Source organism: Membranihabitans marinus (assembly GCF_021729155.1).
GTDB lineage: Bacteria > Bacteroidota > Bacteroidia > Chitinophagales > Saprospiraceae > Membranihabitans > Membranihabitans marinus.
On record NZ_JAJQYA010000001.1, the window covers coordinates 179362 to 206137 of the forward strand.

The window sequence follows — 26776 nt, forward strand, 5'->3', positions numbered from 1 at the left end:
AATATTTTTCATGAAAATTCTAACTTGTATCCTATTAGTTCTCCATGTCAATGCTTTGTGGGCTCAAGAAGCGGTGCGAAAAACGGTATTTATTATAGCTGATGGTATTTCGAGAGATGTAATTCAAAAAGTATCTACACCATATTTGGATGAGATAGCAGATCAAGGGCGATTTTTACCTGCTTATGTGGGTGGCGATGCTGATGGATATTCAGTGACACCAACTATTTCGGCGGTGGGGTACAATAGTCTGATAACGGGTACATGGGCCAATAAACACAATGTATGGGGCAATAGTATTGTCGATCCTAATTACCATTATTGGACTTTGTTTCGATTGCTCAAACACAATAATCCAAGTTTGACTGCTGCGGTTTATTCAACATGGTTGGACAATAGAACCAAGTTGATAGGTGAAGGTTTGCAGGCGAACAATGGTTTATTGTTGGATGATTATTATGATGGTTTGGAATTGGATACCGTCCATTATCCACACAGCGATCCTACCTATATTCAACAAATCGATGAGAAAGTAGCTAGGGAGGCAGCGAATAAGATTCGCAAAAATGGTCATGATCTTACTTGGGTTTATCTACAGTATACCGATGACATGGGGCATGCTTTCGGTGATTCTCCTGAGTTTATTGAATCTATAAAAGTCATGGATCGTCAAATTGGATTGATTTGGCAGTCCGTGAAGCAGCGAATGAAAGATTACAATGAGGATTGGTTAATCGTGGTAACGACTGACCATGGTCGCGATGCCAAAACAGGTAAGGATCACGGTGGTCAGTCTGAACGTGAACGATCGACTTGGGTGGTTACAAATTATAAAAATATCAATTCATATGGTCATCAACAAGTGTTGGGCGTAGTGGATATTTATCCATCTATTGCTCGCTTTATGAATTTGACTATACCTAAGGCAGTAAAAATGGAAGTAGATGGAGTTCCATTTATTGGTCCTGTTGAAGCTAGTCATCTGAAAGTTGACAAATCTAAAACTGAATTACTTTTAACATGGAAATCTTATGGTGATGCCGGTAAGGGGAAGGTTTGGTTGTCTACTGAGAATAAGTATAAAGAGGGTAAGCCGGATTTATATCTGTTGGCTGATGAAGTTAATCTTAATGATGAGCAAGTTGCGATTCCAATTGATGAGATACCCTCGTCTTTTTACAAAGTGGTGTTGGAAACCGACCATCAATATTTAAATTATTGGGTGCAGCCTTAAAATATTTGACTTATCGTTTAAGATGAAAATTTCAGTGTGCGTATTTTATAATAGGTAAAAATTGGTTTTACTTCAAATTACTTCACTTTAGCAGAATGATTATTCACAAATAGTGCATCAATGAGGGATAATTCTATTTGATTTTTTCACTATAATATAGACCTTGGTAGGTATTATTTTCAAATATGGATTTATGGCCATGGCTCTGTGTTTGCGCAAACATAAATTCAACTTACGAAACAAATGCGTATATTTAATTCCATAGTTTTGATATCCATTTTTTTGTAATAAAAAGCCAATGCCTTGACCGCTAAACCCTACCAAAGAATATCTTCCATTGACGCACTACGTGGATTTGATATGTTAATGATCATTTTCTGTGATCAATTTTTTCGATATTTAAACAGAGGAGTCGACACTCCATTAACCGCTTTTTTGGCGAGGCAATTTACCCATCCAGAATGGTATGGATTTCATTTTTATGATATAGTTATGCCGTTGTTTTTATTTGTTGTGGGTGCAGTGATTCCCTATTCACTTTCGAGAATTAAGGATGGATCGTCAGATTTAAAGCCCGTATACCAACGGTTGTTGCGGCGATTTGTGATACTGTTTATATTGGGCTGGATCGTACAGGGAAATTTATTGGCATGGGATAGCAATACTTTTAAAATATTCAGCAATACGCTACAGGCCATTGCCGTGGGCTATGTCGCATCATCTCTGGCATATTTACATTTGAAACCCAAGGCTAGGTATATTATGTTTGCGCTTTGTCTCTTGATATATGCGGTTATATTAACGTTGCCCAGCGTACCCGAATTTGGACGCAGTGTACTACGACCCGATCAAAATTTTGCAATTTATTTTGATAGACTCATCATGGGAGGTTGGGACGATGGCACGCAATATACATGGTTATTGACAGGATTTGGTTTTACAGCTACTACTTTGTCTGGAATGTTTGCCGGTGAGTTAATCCGTTCCTCTTTACCTAGGCCGAAGGTGGCTCAATATTTATTCCTTATTGGAATAGCAGGTATTGCATTGGGCTTAATATGGGGTATATGGCATCCTATAGTCAAGAAATTATGGACGAGTTCATTTGTGTTATTCCTTTCAGGGATTTGCTTTGTATTGTTGGCTATTTTCTATTATGTTATTGATGTGAAGGGCTATAATAAATGGATATTTCCGCTAAAAGTTATCGGGATGAATGCAATAACAGCATACGTACTGTCTCATGTGATTTCATTTTCAGACATTGCAGATGATGTTCTTTTTGGTTTAGAGTCGTTTGTTCCTGCTTTTTACCCCCTCATTAAAGCTACTGGTGGATTTTTAATATTATATGCTTTATTGTGGTATATGTATAAAAATAAAACTTTTGTCAAGGTTTAGGGGAGACAATTGCATTATTCTATAAGTTTAATATTCTAAGTCTTTAGCTATGAGGGTAAATGGTTATTAAAATATCATTAATTCGTAATTTTATATAGATCTATATCTATGGTTATTGTATATATTTGAATGTATGTATTTTACAATAATTGAAAATAATAAGATGAGGATTTCTAAAACCATTGCGCTTTTATTAAGCTGTATTTTAACGGGCTATATAGCCACAGCACAAGAATTTTTACCTACTGAATATCCAGACAGAATAATACTAACTTTTGGTGATGCTGATGCTAACTTGGCTGTAACTTGGAGGACAGATGGTTCTGTGAGTGAGGGCATAGTGGAAATCGCCAAAGCCGATGGGAATCCAGATTTTGTAAGAGATAAGAAGTCATACAAAGCTAAGATTACTCCCTATGATGAAGCAGGGGTGAAGGCCAACTATTTTTCATTGGTCATGGATGATTTAGAACCCAATACTTTATATGCTTACCGAGTCGGTAGTGAAGAACGATGGAGTGAATGGTTTCAAACCACTACCCCTTCCGATGAGGTGGCACCATTTTCATTCTTGTATTTTGGTGATGCACAAAACGACCTAAAGTCAATGTGGTCACGAACCATTCGCCAGGCCAATCTTCATGGTAAAAAAGTAAATTTCATGATCCATGCTGGTGATTTGGTGAATCGTGGTGTAAATGATAATGAATGGGGAGAGTGGTTTTATGCCGGAGGATGGTTGTACGGAATGATTCCCAGTATAGCTACACCTGGAAATCATGAATATTACAAAGATGAAAACGATAATCGCAAGTTGACTCCTCTATGGCAACCTACTTTTGAAAATCCTATGAACGGTCCCAAAGGTTTGAAAGAATCTGTGTATTTTGTAGATTATCAAGGTTGTCGATTTATTTCTTTCAATACCCAAGGCTTATTCGCTGATCCAGAAAATTCTCCACAACCAAAATGGTTGGATTCCGTATTGGCCAATAATGATCAAAAATGGACCATCGTTACAATGCACCATCCAGTATATTCTTCTGGTTATGGACGAGATAATGAAGAATTGAGAAATCTTCTAAAGCCGATGTTTGAAAAATACGATGTGGACTTAGTACTGCAAGGACATGACCACGCCTATGGAAGAGGGGGTAATGTACCTGTAGGATTAAAGAATAGAAATATCGATGGTCCGGTTTATGTAGTTTCTGTGAGTGGACCCAAAATGTATAATCTGTCACTAGGAGATTGGATGGACCGTGGCGCAGCAAGTCGTCAATTGTATCAGTTAATCGATGTTTCTGCCGACACCATTCACTATGCATCCTATACTACTTCTGGTGAATTATACGACGAGTTTGAGCTTATAAAAAGAGATCATCAAAAGTTATTTATCGATCATGCGGCCAATGCCGAGCTTGAGGAGGCCCTATATCCACCTATGAGATACCAAGAGCGATTTGAGGACAAGGATTGGAAAGAGTTTAACGATCGGTTGAAGGAATACAAAGCCAAGAAAAGTCAAGATCAATAAAATGAGAAGATTTGTCGGATTATAAACAGTAGTTTTTTTAGCTGACTTACTGATATAAATAAAAGAGAGGGCATAAATTTTATAATTTATGCCCTCTCTTTTATTTATACCGATGGTTGAATTCTTTATATCGGTCCTTGCTTTTAGTATTAATTCCTTACTTCATGGTATTTCCACTGGGTAACTCAATGACTGTTAGATTTTTAAAATGAATTTCTGCACCCTCACTTTCAAGACACATATAACCTTTGCGTTGAGAAGATTGGGCAATTCCATTGACAAATTTTCCGTTGACCGATAGCTTTATTACCCCATCTACACATACTACATCATAGGTATTCCATTCGCCTTTGGGTTTACATCGATTTTCTATGGATTTGCTTCGCCTTCCACGAGGATTGTCAGGCAGGGTTTCAACCCCACCTACACCAAACAATTCACCGTGAACATAGGCTATAGGAGGTCGGACACCGTCTTTGGTATTGATTTCAACCCAATCCAATTCTAGCATCTGTACTTCAACCCCATCTGGCAATCTATTTTTACCTGGTTCGGCATTGCTCCACATAAACATACCTGAGTTGCCACCGGCTTCCATATGCTTCCACTCGACATGGAGGATATAGTTTTCAAAGTGTCGTTGGCTTCTAACTACACCTATTGGATCACCACTACATATGAGGATACTGTCTTCCAAACGCCAAGTTGCTGGTGTGGTATTGACATTGAACCAAGAGATGGTTTCTTTCTCTATAGGCTGTAGGTCAAGGCTGGAGTTGAGAGGCAGAACTTCTCCAAATTGAAATAATTCAGTCTGGGATTCAGCTATTTGTATAAAACTGGCTAAGATTATACTGGTAATGAATATTTTATATACCATAATTTACAATACTTTAGTTTGACCCGGAATGGCTATAGGATGATGGGGAACTTTAAGATCCCATGAGTAATCTTCTATTTTGGGTCCTAGGCTAATTTCAGAATTTATGGCTTCTTCCCAAGTTATTTCGCTTCCACTATACCCCACCATACGACCGAGTACTGCCAACATCGAGCTATTGGCCATCCAAGTCCCGTTGTTAATGGGTTGGTTATTCCTTATGGCTTGAAATAATTCGTCGTGCTGGGTCTGGTACATATTGTTGCGTTCACCACTATAAGACCATGAATTTTTTCCCGATATTTCCCATTTTCTACCCAAGGCAATGTGTGCATATCCTTCAGATCCAAAAACATCTACGGTGTTCTTGCCAGTACATTTGGATTGTTGTCGAGTAAATAAATATCCTTTTACATCGTTTTCGTAATCGTATTCAATGGCAAAATGGTCAAATACATTGCCGTAAATTGGATCGGTTCTTTTTTGTCTTCCTCCAGTGCCGATGGCTTTTATTGGGGTTTTATCTCCCATAGCCCAGGCCAATAGATCAAGACTGTGAACGGATTGTTCACTTATAAAGTCACCAGATAACCAGTCGTAATACAACCAATTTCGCAGATGATATTCCATATCTGTCCATTCTGGTTTTCTGGGTTTAGACCATAATTCTCCACCATAACGAGTAGTGGTTACACTTCTGATTTCACCGACATCACCGGCTAAAATTCTTTCGTATATAGCTCGGTTGGATACGTCATATCTAAAGCAGAATCCACAGACAATAGACAGCTTTTTGGCTTCGGCATCTCTTGCAGCTGCCAATACTTTGCGCACTCCTGGAGCATCAATGGCAACGGGCTTTTCACAAAAAACATGCTTGCCGGCCTTAATAGAAGCGGCTAGATGATCAGGTCGAAAGCAAGGTGGAGTGGTAAGGATAACTACGTCTACGCCAGAATCAATTACTTTTTGATAGGCATCAAATCCAATAAATTTATGACTGTCTGAAACTTTTAATTTCTCAGGGTTTTCCTCTTTCAATGCTTCGTAAGCCGTCTCCAGCTTGTCTAAGAAAATATCTCCCATAGCCGTTAATTCCACATTGGGATCGGCATTCATTGCCTGAGCAGCTGCTCCAGTGCCTCGTCCACCGCAGCCGATTAATCCTACTTTTAATATTTTGGTTTTGCTGGATTGAAATAAATCAATATTGGGTAATATAGAACTTCCGATGGCCATCGCACCAGAAGATTTAATAAAATGGCGTCTTGTGGTATCCATACATTATTTTTTGCTTGTATTAATCCCATGAATTTAATAAAATATTGACTGGAAGAAAATTTATTGTGAGTACATTTTTAAAATGTGTGAGCGCAAACATATTTTAAAGCCTATTTGCAGTTTAAATTATTATGGCTAGAAATTGTTTTTTCATTGTTGTGACCATGAATTTGCTTAATCTCTTATGAAGTAAACATGTGAAGATTTATATAATTTTATAGTCTTTTGTTCTTATCTAGGGAATATTTCACGATGTATACTGGGATTTGTCTTGGTGTTGTAAGGATAATCCTATATATTTATTTTATTGTATAAACAATTAAATATAATAGTATGGGAATGGTTAAAGACTTCAAAGATTTTGCAATAAAGGGAAATATGGTCGATATGGCCATTGGTATCGTTTTAGGTGCCGCCTTTGGTACTGTGGTTAAATCATTGGTGAGTGATGTAGTTACACCTATAGTAGCTTCCATTTTTAAAATGCCTGATTTTGCCAATTTGTTTTTTGTGCTCAGAGCTCCTGAGACATTGCCTGAAGGAGTTGCCAGTGTTGGTGACATAACATCACTACAAGAGTTGCGAGATGCCGGTGGGGTTGCTCTAGCTTACGGAAGTTTTATAAATGCCGTCATTGCTTTTATCATTGTAGCTTTGGCTTTATGGGTTATCGTTCGAGCAATTAATAAATTGAAGAAAGAGGAAGAAGCACCAGCTCCTGCCCCTGCAGGACCATCAGAATTGGATGTATTGTTAGAAATACGCGATTCCTTGAAAAAGTAAATATTGGAAAAAGGGAGGATAATTCCTCCCTTTTTTATTATGAGTATCGGTCTATTATATCGTTAAATCCTAGAATTTAAGAGTGTTTCCAATTAACTATTGATTTCTGATTTTATTTATTGAGGATTTGACCTATCAACATTTGAGATAAGGTATTTGGGAGTCTTTAAAGGGAGGTAATATGAATTTCTAATCATTTCACCTCTCTGGATTAGGATTATTTTGCCATGGCGAGTTTGCGCAAATCTAGTGGCATTTTTTCAATGGCATAGCGAAGTGCGGTACGGGGCATGGTATTTTTGTGTGTCATCACATATTCGAAAACTTCTTTCTCTCTGTGTTTACTATAGCCTTTTAACATCCACCCATAACCTTTTTGGACCATGTCCTCTTCGTCATTGCGCAAGATATCGGCCAGCTGAATACATTTTGCGAAATATATATTTTTTCGAGAAGGAAGAATAAGAGATACAGCTGCTGCCCTCCTCATCCATAAATTTTCTGATTTGGCCCAAGTATCGAGCCGGTGAATGTAATCGGGATATTTAAGCAAAAATGAACCGATAGCCCGAGTACACAAAGAGTCGCATGTAGCCCAATTGTCAATATTTTCTTCCACCCATTTCTGAAATATTTCAAAGTCTTCAACGACATAATCTTTTCTCATATAAAAGGCAATATCTGCTGCGATAATGGCTTCCTCGATATATCCTGTAGCCATGAGTTGGGTACAAATATCATAGATGGTCAATCTGTCTTCAGTTTTTAATGATTCATAGATTTCCACACTTAGACCATGGATTAATGGAGCTTTAACTCCAAATGTTTTGATGTCGCTCTTAAAATAATAGGCTGTTTTTTTCTTCCCTTTTTCACTGCTCCAGGTGTGGAGTTGTTCTCTTATCGATTCTAATACCATCTGCATAACCTATTCTTTTCCCTAAAAATAATCGCTTTAATGAATTTCTGATAATTTATTTCCGGTTAAACCAAAGGTCGATTTACGAACATTGGTTGCCTATTGGGTAATTTTGCTCCATCATTTATATATTACATTGTTATTTTACATCAGAACTTTATTCACTAATTTTGAATATTAATAAAAATATACTGATTTTATTATGGTGAATTATACATTAATCCATTGATGCTAAAATATTTAAATCATATAAAATATATTTACAACAAAATATCCTAATGACTTTAGGGAAATTCAAATATTTCATGGGGCTATTATTTAATTATTTCTTAAAACGTTAAATAATAGAAAGCTAAGTCATTAATATAAGTTAGAATCGCTTTTTTATAAGATTTATACGATATTAGATAAGTACGCCTACGATGATCCTAAAACATAAATTATGTTTCTATTTAAAACGCTAAGAACTTTTCTAAGGGATAAAGATTACCAAGACCTCTTAATTACTACAACCATTATCATAGGATTGGGTGGAATAGCCTATCATTATATTGAAGGATGGAGTTGGATTGATTCTATTTATTTTTCTATAATCACGCTAACCACCATTGGCTATGGTGATTACTCTCCTCAAACCGATATGGGCAAGATATTCACCATTTTCTATATACTCATTGGCGTTGGTGTCATTTTGGGCTTTGTCAATACGGTTTTCAATCACTATACCAATATGAAAACTGACCAGAAAAATTCACAGAAAACGGATTAAAATAAATCAACTCCCTCATCTACAAATTGTAGTAATACCAAAAATGATTTTCCTGCTCTTATCAATAGGTAATTAGAATTTCTACTAAAAGGATTGCTAATGTATCACTAAGAATTTTTTGAAACCTCTATGTTGTCCTTTTTCATCCTTTATCTTTACAAAATACATTCCTTGAGGCCAATTGGAGACCTTCAATTCAATGGTATTTTTAGAATATTCTCTACGCAATATTAAACGACCGGTAACATCGTATATATCTAATTTTAATCCGTTATACTTGCTTTGAATATATACTATATCCCGACTTGGATTGGGAAAAATATCAATTTCATCTTTAAAAGTGACCGGAGTTTCACTGGACAAAACATCAGATTTAAAAACTCTGCTCTTGCCATCATCAGTTTTAAAGTCCAATAATGCAGACCAAGCTAAACCTATAATAGCTTCATAATTTTGTTGAATCACGGGGTGAATAATATCTGAAAAATTAAAATCAAGCACTGGTTTCTCTTCATAAATAGCCATATAGGAAACTAATCCAGCCAAAAAATAGAGATTAGCCCGCCCATGAGGTGCATCATCTTCATATAACGATGTAAAGGCCACATCATCCTTCAGTATTTCTTTACGAATACGGTGAATTATAGGACCTACAGGAATCATAAAAATAGAGGATGCTGATCTACTTTCCAATAGAGCGTCGTGATACTTAATCCACCAATCGTGAAAACTCCCATTGGTATACTCATCATAGGCCAACCACTCCGATTCTGATGGCGGAAATCCATTGTTTAAATATCCCGCCATATCGGGCCAATTCTCATAAATATAAAAATGAATGGAATCACTTTGATTCTCCACCCAGTCGACAATATCTTGAGTAGCCGATATCGGAGACACTCCAGGGTCGGTAGGATAATCTAGATCGGGATCTTGCCATTGCATGAAATTTCCCGCTGTCATTAAAATAGTATTGATATTTGCCTGAGCAAAAGATTCGATATCGGAATCCCACAATCCTGGGACCTCATCATATCCCCACTGTGACATAGGGGGTAATTGTGCATGTTGAGGAAGAAATCCATACTGCCCTCCAGCTGCGTATTGATGCCCTCCTTGTTGCGCCAATTTTCCAATCCAATGAGGAACAGTGGTCTCATCACTAGGTGTTTCAATTTTTGGTGGTCGATGATCGATCAAACTATGACCAAAAATAAAATTCCTAATTTCTACACCTTGTCCATAGAGGGCGGATGCACACAATGATATCCACATCAAAACAGAAAACCTTTTGACACTGACATTTGATATGGCTATTAAACCCTGTATCCAATACGACATAAGAAGTAAAATTATGATCTAATTAATATTCAAGCCCTGAAATAAGCCATATTGCAGTTGCCTTCACTCAACCGAAAAACATTAGAAATTTTATTCTAGTATTGATTTAAGTCATATATGATAAACAATAATATATCAATTGTATATATATACTTATTTCAATTATAGCATTAAACATAGAATGATAGACATTCTACTCCCCTTTTTCTTTTTCTACTTCGAAAAATTCTACAAATTCTCCTAAGGTCATGCTACCGATATCTCCTTTTCCCTGCATCCGTACGGAAACCGCTTTTTCTTCTTGCTCTTTTTCACCAATGATAAGCATAATGGGGATTTTCTGCATTTCAGCCTCTCTGATTTTTTTACCGATGGTTTCATTTCTAAAATCTACCTTACCAGTAATATCTTTTTTAGCCAATTCATTTACTACAGATTGACCGTAATCATTAAAGACTTCAGACACGGGAATCACCACAAATTGCTCTGGGGTCAACCAAAGAGGGAATTTCCCAGCAGTGTGCTCAATCAATATAGACATAAAGCGTTCCATACTGCCAAAAGGCGCCCTGTGAATCATTACCGGTCGATGAGATTGATTGTCCGATCCAATGTATTCCAATTCAAATCGCTCAGGCAAATTATAATCCACTTGGATGGTACCCAACTGCCAAGATCTACCGATAGCATCTTTTATCATAAAATCCAACTTGGGACCGTAAAAGGCTGCTTCACCGATCTCTGTTACTGTTTTCAATCCCACTTCCTCTGTTGCATCAATGATGGCTTGTTCGGCAGCATCCCAATTCTCAGTAGAGCCGAGATATTTTTCAGGTGTGGCGGGATCTCTTAAAGATATTTGAGCTGTAAATTCATAAAAGCCCATTTTATCCAAGACTACCTTGGTTAAATCCAATACATTTAAAAATTCTTCTTTCAACTGGTCTCTAGTACAAAATATGTGGGCATCATCTTGGGTAAATCCCCTTACCCGGGACAATCCATGTAATTCACCACTTTGCTCATATCGATACACAGTACCAAACTCTGCGATTCGAATAGGCAATTCTTTATAGGAATGAGGTCTATTATTGAATATTTCACAATGGTGAGGACAATTCATCGGTTTCAATAAAAACTCTTCATTGTCTTTAGGAGTTTTTATAGGCTGGAAACTATCTTCTCCGTATTTGGCATAATGACCAGAAGTCACATACAATTCCTTTTTACCTATATGAGGAGTAGTCACCATCTTATACCCCCTTTTCTCTTGTTCGTCTTTTAAGAACTTTTGCAAACGCTCTCTGATGGCTTGACCTTTGGGCAACCAAATAGGAAGGCCAGCGCCCACTCGATCAGAAAACATAAACAATTCCAACTCCGCTCCCAGCTTGCGATGATCGCGTTTTTTGGCTTCTTCCAACAGAGCCAAATGTTGAGTTAATTCTTTTTGTTTGGGAAAACTTATGCCGTATACCCGAGTCAACATCTTTCTTTTTTCATCACCCCTCCAGTAGGCACCAGCTACTTTAAGTAACTTTACGGCCTTGATACTTCCGGTGTTGGGTATATGTGGACCTTTACATAGATCGGTGAATCCTCCTTGAGTGTAAAAAGTTATTTGACCATCTTCGAGACCGTCTATTAATTCCAATTTATACTCATCACCCTTTTCCTCAAAATACTTAATAGCATCGGCTTTGCTTACTTCTTTTCTGACATATTCATTTTTCTGTCTAGCCAGTTCCAACATTTTTTTCTCAATCGCTGGCAAATCATCCAAAGACAGAGATTCTTCCCCAAGATCGATATCGTAATAAAACCCTTGGTCGATAGCTGGTCCGATTCCAAATTTAACCCCGGGATAGAGTGCTTCAACTGCTTCAGCAAATAAATGGGCAGAAGAATGCCAAAAAGTAGATTTTCCCTCATCTTCATTCCAGGTATTAAATACAATTGTACCATTGGTTTCGATAGGCAAACCGGTATCTTGGGTTTGTCCATTAAAGGAAACAGAAAGCACATTCCTCGCCAACCCTTCACTTATGGATTTGGCTACATCCAGACCACTAATGCCTGCTTCATACTCCCGAATACTACCATCGGGAAATGTCAATTGTATCATATATCTCAGATCTACTTAAAAAATAATCATGCAAAAATAGGATTTGCAGTTCAGATTTAAGGGTAAAATCCCATGTATTTCAGAATAACCACAAAATTTAATAAAGTCTACTCAAACTATTTAAATCTCATCCACATCATGGATGAAAGTAAAAAATAAAAAAATAGACATTGGCATAATAAAAAATGAAAAAAATCTATCCTGTTAAAAGGCATCAATGACCAACTAAAATACTTAATTCTACTTCTATTTAATCATAATCCAATGTATTATTATACAAATCGCATTAAATACCAATACACAGTGAAATGTATTTACATTGTTTAAAAAATTCTTCTTCAACTTCTTTAAACGAATGTGATAATCATGCATCTATATAAAAAACCAATCGCATGCAGAAGTTTACATTTTGTCTATCATTGACACTCCTGTTTTTATCCAATATCCTCTATGGTCAAAATAGAGGAGAGATTAATGGGATTCTCTTGGCTAAAGATACCAAGGAGCCTTTAGGATTCGCCACCGTAACCGTTTACAAAGCATTAGACACAACCATCATTGACTATGCTTTGACCAATGACGACGGATCTTTTGAAATGAAACGATTGCCGTTAAATCAAGAATTGAGAATGATTATTTCATTTTTGGGATATGAACCGGTAAAAGAAAATTTCACATTATCCGATCCTCCTGTGAAGAATATGGGCAAGGTGTCAATGGAAACATCCTCCAATCAATTGGAAGAAATTTTGATAGAAGCGGAAAGACCTCCAATAGTATTTAAAAAAGATACCATTGAATTCAATGCAGCTTCCTTTAAAACAAGGGATGGTGCCACGGTAGAAGAATTGGTCAAAAAACTGCCGGGTGTAGTAGTGGACAACGATGGCAACATAACCGTTGATGGACGTGCTGTGACTAAAGTAAGAGTAGATGGCAATGAGTTTTTTGGTGGAGACCCCAGGGTAGCCCTTAGAAATTTGACCAGCAGTATGATAGCCAAGGTTCAAATAAGTGACGACAGAGAAGAAGATCCTCAGCAACTATTGGCCGATGATGAAGTCAACAAAGTAATCAATCTCAAACTCAAGAAGGAAGCGAAAATGAAGGCATTTGGAAAATTATATGCCGGTGCTGGAAACAAAGATAGATTTGAGGTCGGAGGGATTGTCAATTCATTTAGAGGTAAATATCAAATTAGTCTTTTGGGCTACTATAACAACTTGAAAAAAACCAACCTATCCATGGAAGAGGTTTTGAGTATGGGAGGGTTCAATCAAAGCAGATCACGTGGTGGTTCATCTTCTATTAATGGAATCGATTTCGGAACAGGCGACACTGGTTTTCCCAAATCTCTATTGGGTGGAACCAATTTAAACGCGACTTGGGGCAAAGCTAGAGCCAACTTCCAATATTTCTATTCCGATAATCAAATAGAAACTGAGGACTTATCATACAAAGAACAGATTATCAATCCAGACTCCATTTTCTTTTATGAGTCGGAAAGTACCAGTCAAAAAAATACCCAAGGACATAATGTTGGTGGTGGTCTTCGATGGGAAATTGATAGTACTGCAAGACTAAATTTCAATATAAACTTAAGTCATTCTGATGGCAAACAACCGGGGATCAATTCTGAAAGTACTTCTTTTAACGATCAGAACAATTATACCCAAACCTTTAACACTGAAGAATATCCAACCTCCGCTAACACTAATTTTAGTACTCGGTTTTACTACAATAAAAGACTAAACCAAGACGGACGAAACCTTTCTCTTAGAGGTTCATTCTCTAAAAACAAAGGCGACAATGATTTACTTTCCAATTTTGAGCGTCGTTATTTCGAAAACGCTGTTGATTCAGTGGTATTTTTTGATCAACTGCGGACTCAGTACACCAATACACAGAGTTTCGATATTAGCATTGGCTATTCCGAGCCTTTATTTAAAGACTTCTTTTTGGAATTGGGCGCGGGCTATGAGCCGACATTAAAAGTCAACAACATAAATACTGAACAACAATTTAGCAATCAAACCAATTGGGAACAAGTGGATTTATTGAGCAATGACTTTGAGAGAGACGAACAAGCTTATGAATTGGAAGGGGGTTTTAGATATCAAAAAGACAAGTTGCAAATTAGTTTGACCACGGAATACAACATTCTAGACTTCAATAATTCCTTTGGCAAAGAATTGGATAATTTTGAGGAAAGCTATAGATTTTTATCTCCTAGATTTAGATTGGTACTGGACGGGTGGAGATTTAGTTACCGATATGGATATGATGTTCCCGACATCGATCAACTTCATCCAATAACCAACAATACCAATCCACTAAATATTACTTTGGGAAATCCCAATCTAGATCCGAGTCGATCACATAATTTGTATTTCTCTAAATTTTCCTACCAAGGCAAATGGCGTTACAATATGTTTGCGAGAGCTACATTGGAAACCGACCCCATTATTACGACTACACAGACCAATGCAGATGCTGTAACCATTCGACAGCCTATAAATTTTGACGAAAATTCTAAGACGGCTTATCTATCTGCCGGTTTAGCGAGACCTTTAAATATTGACGATCACAAGATCAATATGGATGTAAGAGTGTATTCAGGAGTTTCAAAATCTCCATTCCTTATTAACTCAGAATCTGGATTTTCAAATAATTTCTCTGTGGGATCTACGGTTAAATTCAATTACAATTTCAAAGACTTTGTAGACTTTTCACCGAGTTACAACTTGAATTTCAATTCCACGACTTACGACAATACCAACTATAGAGAGGTCAACATTACGACCCATAATCTAACGGGTAATTTCACCTTCCACTTGCCTTGGCAGATCGATATCAATAACGATATTTCATACCGATACAATCCTCAAGTTGCACCGGGATTCCAGAAGAGTACAGTATTGTGGCATATGGCACTGAACAAAAAGGTATTGCCCAATAAAAAAGGTACGATTCGCCTAAGTGTGTATGATTTATTGAATCAAAATATATCGGTATATCGCTATGTGAATTTCAATTCTATCATCGATCGACAAGAATCTACCTTGCAGCAATATTTTATGTTGTCCTTTATATACGACTTCAGCGAAGGCAACAAAGCACCTGAGCGAGGTGGCCCAAGAGGACCTGGTGGAAGACGTGGTGGATATAGATAATACGAAAGCAGGCTGTATTAATGAAAATATGAATAAAAGTGGCTTAAAAACAGCTACTTAGAATTTCTTTCTAAAAGAATATAACACATTATTGGTCTTAATTGCCTAATTTTGTGATTTTTAAACAGATTAGAAGGATATGAAGAAGTTGGAATTAATGGCACCAGCCGGAAACTTTGAATGTTTTATGGCTGCCATTCAAGGAGGTGCAGACTCGATATATTTTGGTATCGAGCAATTGAATATGCGGGCGAGAGCCACGATGAATTTCACCTTGGATGATTTATCGGAAATCGCCCGAATAGCTAACGAGCATAATGTGCGTACATATATAACGCTGAATACCATCATTTACGACCACGATATTTCACTAATGAAACGCATCGTTGATGAGGCCAAAAATTGTGGTATAACAGCAATTATTGCATCTGACCAGGCAGTAATTTCCTATGCGAGTAGTCAAAAAATGGAAGTCCATATTTCTACTCAATTGAATATTACCAATGCTGAAACCGTGAGATTCTATTCTCATTTTGCCGATGTAATGGTATTGTCAAGAGAATTGAGTTTGACTCAGGTCAAAAAAATATCTGACGAGATCAAAAGAGATGAAATCAAGGGGCCTTCTGGAAATCTTGTAGAACTCGAACTCTTTGGCCACGGTGCATTGTGTATGGCGGTTTCTGGAAAATGCTTCCTAAGTCTACATACGGCCAATGCTTCAGCCAACAGAGGAGCTTGTGTTCAAAACTGCAGACGTTCCTATAAAGTCATTGATTTGGAAGATGGTCATGAATTAGAAATCGACAATGAATACATCATGTCTCCTAAAGATCTATGCACCATAGATTTTCTAGATCAAGTCATTGAAGCAGGAGTGGAAGTATTGAAAATAGAAGGCAGAGGCAAGGCCGCTGATTATGTGAAAACCGTGGTATCCAATTATCGGGAAGCTATTGACAGCTATTATGAAGGTAGTTATACGAAAGAGAAAACCGAACAATGGATGGAAAATATAAAGACCGTATACAATCGCGGTTTTTGGGGTGGATATTATCTCGGTCAAGAACTCGGTGAATGGACGGATGCCCCTGGATCAAAAGCTACACAGAAGAAGATATTCCTTGGCCGTGGTTCCAATTATTTTTCAAAAATTGGTGTGGCTGAATTCAAAATTGAAACCCATTCCCTCAGTGTAGGAGACAAGGTTCTAATCACTGGCCCTACTACTGGAGTGATAGAAACCGAAGTTTTGGAGTTACATGGTGCCAATGGACCGATATCTTCCGCTAAAAAAGGAGAGATGTGTTCTTTTCAAGTGAGCGAAGTAGTACGTCCTTCCGACAAACTTTACAAACTCGTCGCTACTGAAGTAAAAGACGCCGTTCATGTCTAAGGGCAAAGCCAATGTAACCATCATTCATCAACGAGATAAATGTATAGGATGTCACTACTGCGTAGAATTTGCGCCAGAAAGATGGCGGATGTCCAAAAAAGACGGCAAGAGTGTATTGCTCGGGGGAAAAGAAAAAAAAGGTTTTTGGACGGTAAAAGTGCAACCTTCAGAAATTGAAGAAAATAAAAAAGCAGCAAACGCCTGTCCTGTTAATATTATTCAAGTAAGAGAGTAGTTCTACATAAATTCATATTATGGCAAGTCCTCGAACGGTAGCCTTTCATACTTTAGGCTGTAAATTAAATTTCTCTGAATCTTCATCCTTGAAACGAATGTTTGAGGACAAGGGGTATTCGGCTATAGATTTTAACGATAGTGCAGATATATATGTCTTAAACACATGCTCGGTAACCGATTTTGCAGATAAAAAATGTCGGCAAATTGTACGCAAAATACTTCGAAACAATCCCGATGGTAGAATCATTGTCACAGGATGCTATGCCCAATTAAAGCCCAAAGAGATCGCAGAAATAGATGGAGTAGACTTGGTATTGGGCGCTGCTGAGAAATTTCAAATGTTGGATTATATCGATCAATTAGACGGTGCCAAGTCCAAAGGCATGGTTCACTGCTCTAATGTTCAAACCCTAACTACTTTTAACAATGCATTTTCGTTTGGAGACAGAACGCGATCTTTCTTAAAGATACAAGATGGCTGCGATTACAAGTGTACCTTCTGTACCATCCCCCAAGCCAGAGGTCGAAGTAGAAGTGATACTGTAGAGCAGGTGTTGAAAAATGCCATTAACATAGGGCAGCAAGGTATTAAGGAAATCGTCCTTACCGGAGTAAATATTGGTGATTTTGGCAATGGAACTGAAGTGATTGAGGGTATACGTCCCAAAAAAGAAGCTCTCTTCATCGATCTTATTAAAGAATTGGATGAAATTGATGAAATCGAAAGATTCCGTATTTCTTCTATTGAGCCCAATCTATGCAATGGTGAAATCATTGATTTTGTGGCTCAGTCTAAGCATTTTATGCCCCATTTTCACATGCCTTTGCAGTCAGGGAACAACAAACAGTTAGCCCAAATGAAGCGCCGATATAAGCGAGAACTCTATGCTCAACGTGTGGCCGATATTAAATCTACCATGCCCCACGCCTGTATTGGAGTGGATGTTATCGTGGGTTTTCCAGGCGAAACCGATGAAGATTTCATGGAAACCTATAATTTCATTGAATCCTTGGACATCAGTTATTTACACGTGTTTACATATTCAGAAAGACCCAACACTTTAGCTTATGACATGGGCGATGTCGTCGATATGAATAAGCGTCGTAAGCGCAATGAAATGCTTCGATTCCTGAGTGACGAAAAGAAAAAGACATTCTATCATCGACATATTGGTGAAAAACGCAAAGTCCTTATTGAGTCGGACAAAGTAGAAGGCCAAGTAGCTGGCTGGACGGATAATTATATTAAGGTTAAATTGTCCGACCATGAATATTCTATTAATACCATGAATGAAGTAGTCCTCAGCGAGGACAATCTATATATTTAGTGAAGGAATCGGAGCCATTGGCTAAACCCTAACGAATTACATTAGGGTCAGGTCTTTTAGTAGAGGCGCAAGATTTTGCGTCTCCTGTCGTGGATTATATTAATACAAAACCGGAGCCAGTGGCTAAAACCCTAACGAATTACGGGGTAATCACTATGGTAGGACATTAATTTCATTTACGAGTCGCCTCGCTATCGAAGTATGAAATCCTATAATGTCTCTACTATCGTTAAAAACTAATGAAGAATTACTTTGATCTATACGGTTTCGGCATCGCCGTACATTTCCATTCTCAAGGCTTTTACTCTATCGTCTGCTAGATATTCATCCACAGTGGTAAGTCTATCGATAATGCCGTTCGGTGTCAATTCGATGATCCTGTTGGCAACGGTTTGCATAAAAGTATGATCATGGGACGAAAGAAGCACTACTCCTTTGTATTCCATGCATTGCTCATTAAATGCCTGAATACTTTCTAGATCCAAGTGATTGGTCGGTTGATCCAATACGATACAGTTGGGATTTTGTAGCATCATTCTACTGAGCATACATCTTACTTTTTCACCCCCACTTAATACACTGGTCTTTTTAAAGATCTCCTCTCCACTGAACAACATTTTACCGAGAAAACCCCTTAGGAATGGTTCGTCTACATCGGTTACATGAGGTGGTACCCACTGTCTCAACCAATCCATGAGATTGAGTTCTTCGTTGAAAAATTCACCGTTTTCCTGTGGGAGGTAGGCTGGTGTTATGGTTACACCCCACTCGGCTTCTCCTGTATCTGGAGTTACATTGCCATCTAATATCTCAAAAAATTGAGTAACAGCTAATGGATCGCGGCTGTAGAAAGCGATTTTGTCACCCTTGTTTACGGAAAAGCTTACATCCTTGAACAAGATCCGACCATCGACTTCTTTAGATAGATTACTAACGTTGAGGATTTGATTACCCGGTTCTCTCAATGGTTGAAAAATAATACCAGGATATTTGCGATGACTGGGTTCAATATCTTCTATGGTTAATTTTTCTAAGGCTTTCTTACGCGAAGTTGCTTGACGTGATTTAGATGCATTAGCACTAAATCGCGCAATAAACTCCATCATGGCTTTACGTTTGTCTTCTACTTTCTTGTTTTTATCGGCAATTTGTCTGGCCATCAGTTTTGAACTTTCATACCAGAATGTATAGTTACCGCTAAATACTTTTACCTTTTTGCGATCCACATCGGCAACATGGGTACATACTGCATCGAGAAAGTGTCTATCGTGACTCACTACTAATACGATATGAGGGTAGTCGGCCAAAAAGTCTTCTAACCAAGTAATGGTTTCAATATCCAATCCGTTGGTAGGCTCATCGAGTAATAATATATCTGGATTGCCAAAAAGTGCTTGAGCCAATAAAACTCTTACTTTGAGAATGGATGGGATGTCTTTCATCAAACTGTTGTGAAATTCTTCCTTTACCCCTAAACTACTCAATAAACTTCCCGCATCACTTTCGGCTTCATAGCCTCCCATTTCTCCGAATTCTACTTCCAATTCTCCGGCTCTCATACCATCGGCCTCGGAGAAATCCGCTTTGCTATAAATAGCTGCTCTTTCTTGGGTGATTTCCCATAAAGGCTGGTGGCCCATCATTACCGTGTCGATAACGGAATGGTCATCAAATTGAAAATGATCTTGTTTTAGAACCGCCATTCTAGATCCTGGAGAAATTTCCACTGATCCTCGTGTCGATTCTACCTCTCCGCTAATTATCTTAAGAAATGTAGACTTTCCTGCCCCATTGGCTCCGATAACGCCGTAACAATTACCGGTACTAAACTGGACATTGACGTCTTCAAACAGTACTCTTGTTCCAAAATTTAAAGTGATATTCTTAACAGTGATCATGGTAAAATCTTTCTATGGATCTAAATAAAATGCGAAAGTACAGCATTTCCCTCACATATTATATTACCATCGAATGAATCTATAGCAAAGCCGCTATATTCATGTGGAATAGTAGCAATAATAGGATAAAGCTTATTTAAGACTGGTCTTTATCTATGTTTTATGAAACGGTAACAGCCGACATGGGGTATGATACCAACGCTTTTTCAAGACAATCCATGGCCAGTTTTAATTGTTCCAATTCTAAAACATAAGCTATTCTCAGCTCATCGTGACCCAACCCTTCTGTAGAGTAAAAACCATTTCCAGGAGCTAGCATCACGGTATTGTTGTTAGATCTAAAATCGGTGAGTAACCACTTGCAAAAATGTTCTGCACTATCTACCGGAAATTTGGCGAAAATATAAAAAGCGCCTTCCGGGTGATTGATGGTTACACCTGGAATTTTTTCTAATCGACTGATGACGTAGTTACGACGTTCCTTATAGATAGATAAGATGCGATTGGAATATTCCGGGCCTGGATTGATAATTTGCTCGGCATATTCTTGAGCCAACATAGGTGGACTTAGGCGAAGCTGAGCATATTTTAATATTTGTTCTTGTACCAATCGATTGTGGGTTACGATACAACCAACCCGAGCTCCACATGCATTATACCTTTTGCTGATGGAGTCCAATACTATAACTCGATCTCTGATGTGTTCTAAATGCAAGACCGAATAGAAGTCTTCCTCATAGCAAAACTCACGATATACTTCATCTACTATAAGGTATAAATCGTATTTAAGTACGAGTTCAGCCAATTCGATTAGCATTTTTTTAGAATATACCTTACCGGTAGGATTGTTGGGGTTGCACAACAACAAAGCACGAGTGTGTTCATTGACTACCTCTTCGAATTTCTGTACATCGGGCACGGGAAATCCTTCTTCAAATGGAGTGTAAATAGGACGTATAGACACGCCTGCCATTTTACTTATTCCATTATAGTTGGCATAAAAGGGTTCTTGAACAATAAGTTCATCGCCTTGATCCATGATGGCATAAAGGGTCAATGAAAGGGCTTCACTGGCACCAGTAGTTACTAAGATATCTTCTTCTCGAAGCGATATTCCCCACTCCGCATAATAGGCTTGAAATTTTTTGCGAACCTTGTCTTCTCCTTCCGATTTGCCATAGGGCAAATAATCTTTAGACCAATTTTCCAAACTCGTTTTTGGATGTATAGGCGATGCTACATCGGGTTGGCCTATATTGAGATGAAATATAGTTACTCCCTCTGCTTTTGCTTGATCGGCAAAAGCGGAAAGTTTGCGTATAGGAGATTGGTAAGCATTCAGGCTCCGCTGTGATACTCTATTCATTTTACCTGCTTTTAAGTGGCTTATGCTTGCGCATTGGGAATGTTGAAATTCATTGGTGGCATATTGGTTCCACCTTCGTTGATATTGCCATGCTGGGCCTCGTATTTCTTAAGGTTTTCCTCTAGTGCCAATAATAATCTTTTGGCGTGTTGTGGGCTGAGGATAATTCTACTCTTTACTTTGGCCTTGGGTATGTTGGGCATCATTCGCACAAAATCTACCACAAATTCTTGATTAGAATGTGAGATAATAGCTAGATTGGCATATATGCCATCGGCTATTTCTTCCGTAATTTCTATATTCATTTGATTCTGTGCCTTCTTATTGTCATCCATTCTGCAAATATTTGGGGTCAAAATTACTTGAAATATTCCTAGGAATATAAAATTTTTTAGCTTTTATGAGTTTTTCGCAAGACTTAGTAGTTTTTATGTGTAATCAATAGTATTACATTCATATTATTAATATGTTAATCCTTCATATGTTAATCTCTCATTTTGTACTTGAGTTTCAAAATGGGGTAACATCTTTTTGATTACAGTAAAACTTCATCATATTTGACGTAATATATTGTTAATCAATATTTTTTAAATTATAAAATATTGTCATATATTTGCAATACCATCTCAAAAACCGCAATATATGAAGTTTAAAATTTTACAATTTATTGTATTATTTGCAGGCTGTTTAGGCTTAATGTGCATATGCTTTCCCGAGTATGCTTGTCTATTGAGCAGTCGACAAAAATACCAACCATTAGTTCACACTATAAAAGGATCGACGTCCTCGCTGATTACGCGTATGGATACCTTGTCCTATGGTCAAGAAATACAGGTTGATTTATGATTTAGGGAAAAAATTACACTGGCTATAAATAATGTAATGGCCTACGACCTTGGAAATATTTTTTCCAATGGATCCAAAATGCCAAAAATAGGTATATAATAATAGGAGATCCAAAGGTAAGTAGTGACAAGTAGACAAAGTATATTCTGACTTTGTCTACTGCAAAGCCAAAATAATCAGATATGGCTGAACATACTCCGAAGGCGGGTTTTTCAAATACATCTCTCCACTTCATGCTTGTATTAACGTTGTAGATGGTCACAATATTATATCACTGCCTAATTTACAATAATAATTTAATCAATTTGTTTTATTCTATTAATATTTTACTCTCAATACCAGTGACATTTCTTGAATTATAAGGAGTTTTTACAATATTAAGACCATGGTGAAATATTTAGATTGTATTTGTAAGATAAGTCTATGTGTTAGTCATAGTGGATGTAATACTGAAATGTAGCCATTGTTTCATCCTGTTGTGTTGGAGAATGTGAGGAATGAAAATATTAGAAATTAAGGGGGATTTCCAAATATAAATTACAAAATATTAGAATCGCTAATTTCCCCTCACATCCTAATTACATAGGCATTTTACTATTCTGTAAATTATATAGAATAAAAAAAGGGTGACCAATAATGATCACCCCATATTTTATACGAAATACATTTGGTATTATACGATTTCCGTCAATTATAAACGTAATTCTTATTAGTTCTCAGGCCAATATTGTTTAATCTTCTTTTGAAGGAAAGCAACACTTCGGGCGAGTTGATCCATGCCGTCCACACCGTCTTCAATACTGATCCAGCTATCGAATCCTACCCTTGCCAACTCTGTAAAAATAGCATCGTAGTCATTCAGACCTTTTCCTATTTCACCGTGGCTCAATCTTTTGGCGTAACCAGTAGCTCCACCTTCTTCTTTTCTTAAATCGTCGAGAGTCCCCTCTTTTAAATAGCGATCACTAGCGTGCATGGTCACTACCCTATCCGATACTTTGTACAATAACTCTAAAGGATCTTCCGCTGCCAAATAAGTGTTAGAAGGATCGTAGTTTACTCCGAAATTGGGGTGGTGAATTCTGTCGACTAGGGGACAGAAAATCTCCATTTTCTGAGCAAATTCAGGATATTCCCAAAAGTCATCTTTGTAATGGTTCTCTATGATCAAGGTGATATTGCGTTCCTCGGCATATGGAAGGCAAGCTTCAATGCATTCAACGGTGTAGTTGATGCCTTCTTCAACAGTCAATACAGGTCTGCGTTGTCCAGAAAGGACTCTGCAATAAGACCCCCCCAAGGCATAGGTCATATCGATCCACTGCTTTTGTTTTTCTATTTCTTTGGCTCTAAAACCAGGATCTGGATGTGTGAAATCTGGAGAGCAACACATCATGGGAATGGTTTTGCCATGGCCTTCCACTTGTTTTCTAAATTCTGACCAATTCGACTTGTCTTTCATTTCCAAAAATCCAGCATACCACTCTAGACCGTCAATTTCTAGTTGGACGGCTAATTCTATCCATTCGGATACTTTCATGGTGCCATCTTTGCATAATTCTTGCATAAAGGCTTTTGGAAAAGCGGCTAACTTCGGCATATTATTATATTTTAAATTCTAAAACTATTTATTGGGAATCGTCGATTCATCTTTAGGAGCATTTCTCCCAATCATTGGGTATTGTTCCAATTCTACACATTGAGCAGTAATAGGACCGCTTTCGTCTGACAACCAATATATGACAGCTGCGGCAATTTCCTCTGGATAGATTATTCTACCTGCAGGAGCATACATTCGAGGAAGTTCTTTGTACCAGTCTTCCGAAAGATTGTGCGATCGCTTTCGCTCAATCTCTTTTTCGGTCAATACCCATCCCGGATTGATTTGATTGACACGCACTCCATAATCTCTGAATAGTACGTCGCCTAGGTTTCTGGTCATGGTCATCATCGCTCCTTTGGACATACTATAGGCCAATAGGTTGGGCTCGCCGGCCCAAGCATTTACCGATCCTATATTCAGAACACAACCTCTGTTTTTAGAAAGCTCCTTTAAACCGGATTGAATAAGAGAGAATGGGGCAACAGCATTGACCTCATAAACCCTATGCAACAAATCGGCATTGGTGGTGTGAATGTCAGAAGAGGTAACCATGGCGGCATTGTTCACTATGGCGTCGAGTCGACCAAAGCTTTCTATAGCGGCATTTGTCAACCTTTGGGCACATCCCTCGGACGCAAGGTCATCTAGGTGAAGAATGGCATTGTCTGAACCCAGTTCGGCCAACACCTTCTCTCCTGCCTCTTTTTCTCTACCGTGTAATACTACTTTTCCACCTTCCTGAACGCATCGTTGAGCAATGGCTTTACCGATACCGGTAGTGGAGCCAGTAATGATAATTACTTTGTCTTGTAAACGCATAGTTATATTGGTTTTAAAACACTCTTAACTACATCTCCGTGATGCATTTTATTGAAAGCCGTCTCCCACTCGTCAAAAGCCCAAACGCCACCTATAATAGGTCTTACGTCTAATTGTCCGCTGGCCATAAGAGCGATTAATCTTTCCCATATAGGCCAGTTGTGACTGAAACTTCCCTGAAGGGCAACATTTTTTTGAACCAATGGATCTAAGCTAAAACCGATAGGGTTTTTACCCCATCCCACTTTTGAAATCCTACCATTGGGGCGAACTAGATCAATTGCTACTTTTAAGGTAGCGCTTACTCCAGCCGCATCGATGATGGTATCGGCTCCCAGTCCATCTCTTTCCATAGCCCATTGTGTGGCATCACCAATTATTGGCGTACAGCCATATTGCTTGGCGATATTCAATCTTCCTTTGTCGGCTTCTAGACCCACAATAGCTACCTCTGCTCCGCATAGTCTGGCCATAGCCGCACATAGGATGCCGATGGTTCCAGGTCCTAGTACGATGACGCGATCACCCGGCTTGATATGGCCGTTGCCTACTACGGCATTGAAGGCTACACAGCAGGGCTCTGTTAAGCACGCTTGCTCGAAGGGTACATGATCAGGTACGCGGTGCAAACATCTGGCCGGTACTTTTACATATTTAGTCATGGCGCCATTGACACCGTAGCCAAATCCCTTTCGAGTGGGGTCTAAGTTGTATAAACCTTGTCTTGACATGGGATTGTTGGTATCGATAACAGCGGCAGTTTCACTCACCACTCTATCCCCTTCTTTCCAGCCAGTAACTCGACTTCCCAATTCAACTATATGTCCGCCAAACTCGTGTCCCAAAACTACTGGATAGTTTACCGGCCAACTGTGGTCAGCTGTCCATTGATGAAGGTCACTACCACAGACGCCTACATTGGCCACTGCCAACAATACATCTTCATCCCCGATTTCTGGTCTGGCTATTTCTCTTAATTCTACTGAACCACTGGTTGGTGCAAAATTTACAACAGCAGGTGAACTCATATCTTTATTATTTAAGTGTTTTTATTTAATTATTTTTATTGACCAACTTTTACATCGCCATAACTATGTACTTTTTCACAAATCATACGCAAAGATGCTTCCAAATTGCCATCGGCAGTTTTAAAGGCATCGGCGTCTATGGTCAATGGAGCACCGAGTACTACTAGAGGGGCACCTAGTTCAGGGCATTGAATAGCTTGTTCCAAACTAAGACCTCCAACTGCTTGTACAGGTACATTTACGGCATTGACTACTTCTTTCAATTGATCCATTGGGCTAGGCATTCTCAAACCTCTGGCGGCGATACCTCTTCTTTCGTCGTAGCCGATGTGGTGAATGACGTATCCGCAACCCAAATCTTCCAATCTTTTGGCACCTTCTACCATGTCAGGGCATCCGAGATTGTCACCCATAACCTCAGCACCGAAATCTTTACCCGCTTGAACAACACATTTGATGGTCTCTTCGTGTGCTCTTGCCATGACTACTACGTGAGTAGCTCCAGCTTTGGCCATCATTTCAGCCTCTAAATATCCGCCATCCATGGTTTTTAGATCGGCTACAATCGGAACACCAGGAAATGCTTCTCTCAATTTTCGGACACCGTGGAGTCCTTCTGCTAGGATGAGAGGAGTTCCCGCTTCTAGCCAATCTACACCAGCTCTCATAGCCATGGCAGCTGTTTCTAATGCTTCATCAATATTGGTTAAATCAAGTGAAATTTGAACAATTGGTTTCATCTTTATTTGTATTTTATATTATTGAATTGTACCTAAATCAATATTGTATATGGAACGTTTCAAACGGTCAAC

The 26776-nt window shown here is 38.3% G+C and carries 22 protein-coding genes; 9 read left to right on the plus strand and 13 right to left on the minus strand.

Going from position 1 to position 26776, the window contains the following annotated elements:
* The first annotated feature begins 10 nt into the window (after positions 1 to 10).
* From LVD51_RS00650 to LVD51_RS00660, 3 genes are all read left to right on the plus strand, one after another.
* Complete coding sequence (locus LVD51_RS00650; protein WP_236969234.1) at positions 11 to 1234, plus strand: alkaline phosphatase family protein; 1224 nt, start codon at positions 11 to 13, stop codon at positions 1232 to 1234.
* A 303-nt stretch (positions 1235 to 1537) separates the two neighbouring features.
* Entirely contained in the window at positions 1538 to 2635 is a 1098-nt protein-coding gene (locus LVD51_RS00655; protein ID WP_236969235.1) for an acyltransferase family protein, read from the plus strand.
* 163 nt (positions 2636 to 2798) lie between these two features.
* Positions 2799 to 4172, plus strand: coding sequence for a purple acid phosphatase family protein (locus LVD51_RS00660; protein WP_236969236.1), 1374 nt, complete (start codon positions 2799 to 2801; stop codon positions 4170 to 4172).
* 157 nt (positions 4173 to 4329) lie between these two features.
* Here the strand turns inward: LVD51_RS00660 and LVD51_RS00665 are convergent, their stop codons facing one another.
* Both LVD51_RS00665 and LVD51_RS00670 read right to left on the minus strand, forming a co-directional pair.
* Positions 4330 to 5052: a 3-keto-disaccharide hydrolase gene (locus tag LVD51_RS00665; protein WP_236969237.1), complete on the minus strand. Its 723-nt coding sequence runs from the start codon at positions 5050 to 5052 to the stop codon at positions 4330 to 4332.
* 3 nt (positions 5053 to 5055) lie between these two features.
* Entirely contained in the window at positions 5056 to 6333 is a 1278-nt protein-coding gene (locus tag LVD51_RS00670; RefSeq protein ID WP_236969238.1) for a Gfo/Idh/MocA family protein, read from the minus strand.
* A gap of 333 nt (positions 6334 to 6666) precedes the next feature.
* Here LVD51_RS00670 and mscL point away from each other — a divergent pair, with 333 nt between their 5' ends.
* Positions 6667 to 7116 (plus strand): large conductance mechanosensitive channel protein MscL, encoded by a 450-nt coding sequence (gene mscL / locus LVD51_RS00675; protein ID WP_236969239.1) that lies wholly within the window; start codon positions 6667 to 6669, stop codon positions 7114 to 7116.
* A 217-nt stretch (positions 7117 to 7333) separates the two neighbouring features.
* On the opposite strand, the gene LVD51_RS00680 is transcribed toward mscL, so the two are convergent.
* On the minus strand, positions 7334 to 8041 hold the full coding sequence (locus LVD51_RS00680; protein WP_236969240.1) for a DNA alkylation repair protein: 708 nt from the start codon (positions 8039 to 8041) through the stop codon (positions 7334 to 7336).
* Between the two features lie 436 nt (positions 8042 to 8477).
* On the opposite strand from LVD51_RS00680, the gene LVD51_RS00685 reads away from it, so the two are divergent.
* Positions 8478 to 8804 carry a potassium channel family protein gene (locus tag LVD51_RS00685; RefSeq protein ID WP_236969241.1) on the plus strand — a complete coding sequence of 109 codons (327 nt, stop codon included), beginning with the start codon at positions 8478 to 8480 and terminating at the stop codon, positions 8802 to 8804.
* A gap of 96 nt (positions 8805 to 8900) precedes the next feature.
* Here LVD51_RS00685 and LVD51_RS00690 read toward each other — a convergent pair whose 3' ends face one another.
* Both LVD51_RS00690 and thrS read right to left on the minus strand, forming a co-directional pair.
* The gene (locus LVD51_RS00690; protein WP_236969242.1) at positions 8901 to 10145 is read right to left on the minus strand and encodes a T9SS type A sorting domain-containing protein; all 1245 of its coding nucleotides are present in this window, start codon (positions 10143 to 10145) and stop codon (positions 8901 to 8903) included.
* Between the two features lie 193 nt (positions 10146 to 10338).
* Entirely contained in the window at positions 10339 to 12270 is a 1932-nt protein-coding gene (gene thrS / locus LVD51_RS00695; RefSeq protein WP_236969243.1) for a threonine--tRNA ligase, read from the minus strand.
* Between the two features lie 392 nt (positions 12271 to 12662).
* Here thrS and LVD51_RS00700 point away from each other — a divergent pair, with 392 nt between their 5' ends.
* From LVD51_RS00700 to mtaB, 4 genes are all read left to right on the plus strand, one after another.
* Positions 12663 to 15443 carry an outer membrane beta-barrel protein gene (locus tag LVD51_RS00700; protein ID WP_236969244.1) on the plus strand — a complete coding sequence of 927 codons (2781 nt, stop codon included), beginning with the start codon at positions 12663 to 12665 and terminating at the stop codon, positions 15441 to 15443.
* A gap of 139 nt (positions 15444 to 15582) precedes the next feature.
* A complete protein-coding gene (locus LVD51_RS00705) occupies positions 15583 to 16839 on the plus strand; it encodes a peptidase U32 family protein (RefSeq protein ID WP_236969245.1) in 1257 nt (418 codons plus the stop codon).
* Positions 16832 to 17074 carry a ferredoxin gene (locus LVD51_RS00710; RefSeq protein WP_236969246.1) on the plus strand — a complete coding sequence of 81 codons (243 nt, stop codon included), beginning with the start codon at positions 16832 to 16834 and terminating at the stop codon, positions 17072 to 17074. The genes LVD51_RS00705 and LVD51_RS00710 overlap by 8 nt, the downstream gene beginning before the upstream one ends.
* A 19-nt stretch (positions 17075 to 17093) precedes the next feature.
* Positions 17094 to 18404 (plus strand): tRNA (N(6)-L-threonylcarbamoyladenosine(37)-C(2))-methylthiotransferase MtaB, encoded by a 1311-nt coding sequence (gene mtaB, locus LVD51_RS00715; protein ID WP_236969247.1) that lies wholly within the window; start codon positions 17094 to 17096, stop codon positions 18402 to 18404.
* Between the two features lie 257 nt (positions 18405 to 18661).
* Here the strand turns inward: mtaB and LVD51_RS00720 are convergent, their stop codons facing one another.
* From LVD51_RS00720 to LVD51_RS00755, 8 genes are all read right to left on the minus strand, one after another.
* Complete coding sequence (locus LVD51_RS00720; RefSeq protein WP_236969248.1) at positions 18662 to 20302, minus strand: ABC-F family ATP-binding cassette domain-containing protein; 1641 nt, start codon at positions 20300 to 20302, stop codon at positions 18662 to 18664.
* Positions 20303 to 20462: 160 nt separating this feature from the next.
* On the minus strand, positions 20463 to 21668 hold the full coding sequence (locus tag LVD51_RS00725) for a pyridoxal phosphate-dependent aminotransferase (RefSeq protein WP_236969249.1): 1206 nt from the start codon (positions 21666 to 21668) through the stop codon (positions 20463 to 20465).
* A 20-nt stretch (positions 21669 to 21688) separates the two neighbouring features.
* On the minus strand, positions 21689 to 22003 hold the full coding sequence (locus LVD51_RS00730) for a DUF3467 domain-containing protein (protein WP_236969250.1): 315 nt from the start codon (positions 22001 to 22003) through the stop codon (positions 21689 to 21691).
* A gap of 533 nt (positions 22004 to 22536) precedes the next feature.
* Positions 22537 to 22749 carry a PspC domain-containing protein gene (locus LVD51_RS00735; protein WP_236969251.1) on the minus strand — a complete coding sequence of 71 codons (213 nt, stop codon included), beginning with the start codon at positions 22747 to 22749 and terminating at the stop codon, positions 22537 to 22539.
* A 474-nt stretch (positions 22750 to 23223) separates the two neighbouring features.
* On the minus strand, positions 23224 to 24114 hold the full coding sequence (locus LVD51_RS00740) for a sugar phosphate isomerase/epimerase family protein (protein ID WP_236969252.1): 891 nt from the start codon (positions 24112 to 24114) through the stop codon (positions 23224 to 23226).
* A 24-nt stretch (positions 24115 to 24138) separates the two neighbouring features.
* A complete protein-coding gene (locus LVD51_RS00745) occupies positions 24139 to 24936 on the minus strand; it encodes an SDR family NAD(P)-dependent oxidoreductase (protein WP_236969253.1) in 798 nt (265 codons plus the stop codon).
* 2 nt (positions 24937 to 24938) lie between these two features.
* Complete coding sequence (locus LVD51_RS00750; RefSeq protein WP_236969254.1) at positions 24939 to 25964, minus strand: zinc-binding dehydrogenase; 1026 nt, start codon at positions 25962 to 25964, stop codon at positions 24939 to 24941.
* Positions 25965 to 25999: 35 nt separating this feature from the next.
* Positions 26000 to 26704: an orotidine 5'-phosphate decarboxylase / HUMPS family protein gene (locus LVD51_RS00755; protein ID WP_236969255.1), complete on the minus strand. Its 705-nt coding sequence runs from the start codon at positions 26702 to 26704 to the stop codon at positions 26000 to 26002.
* Positions 26705 to 26776 lie beyond the last annotated feature (72 nt).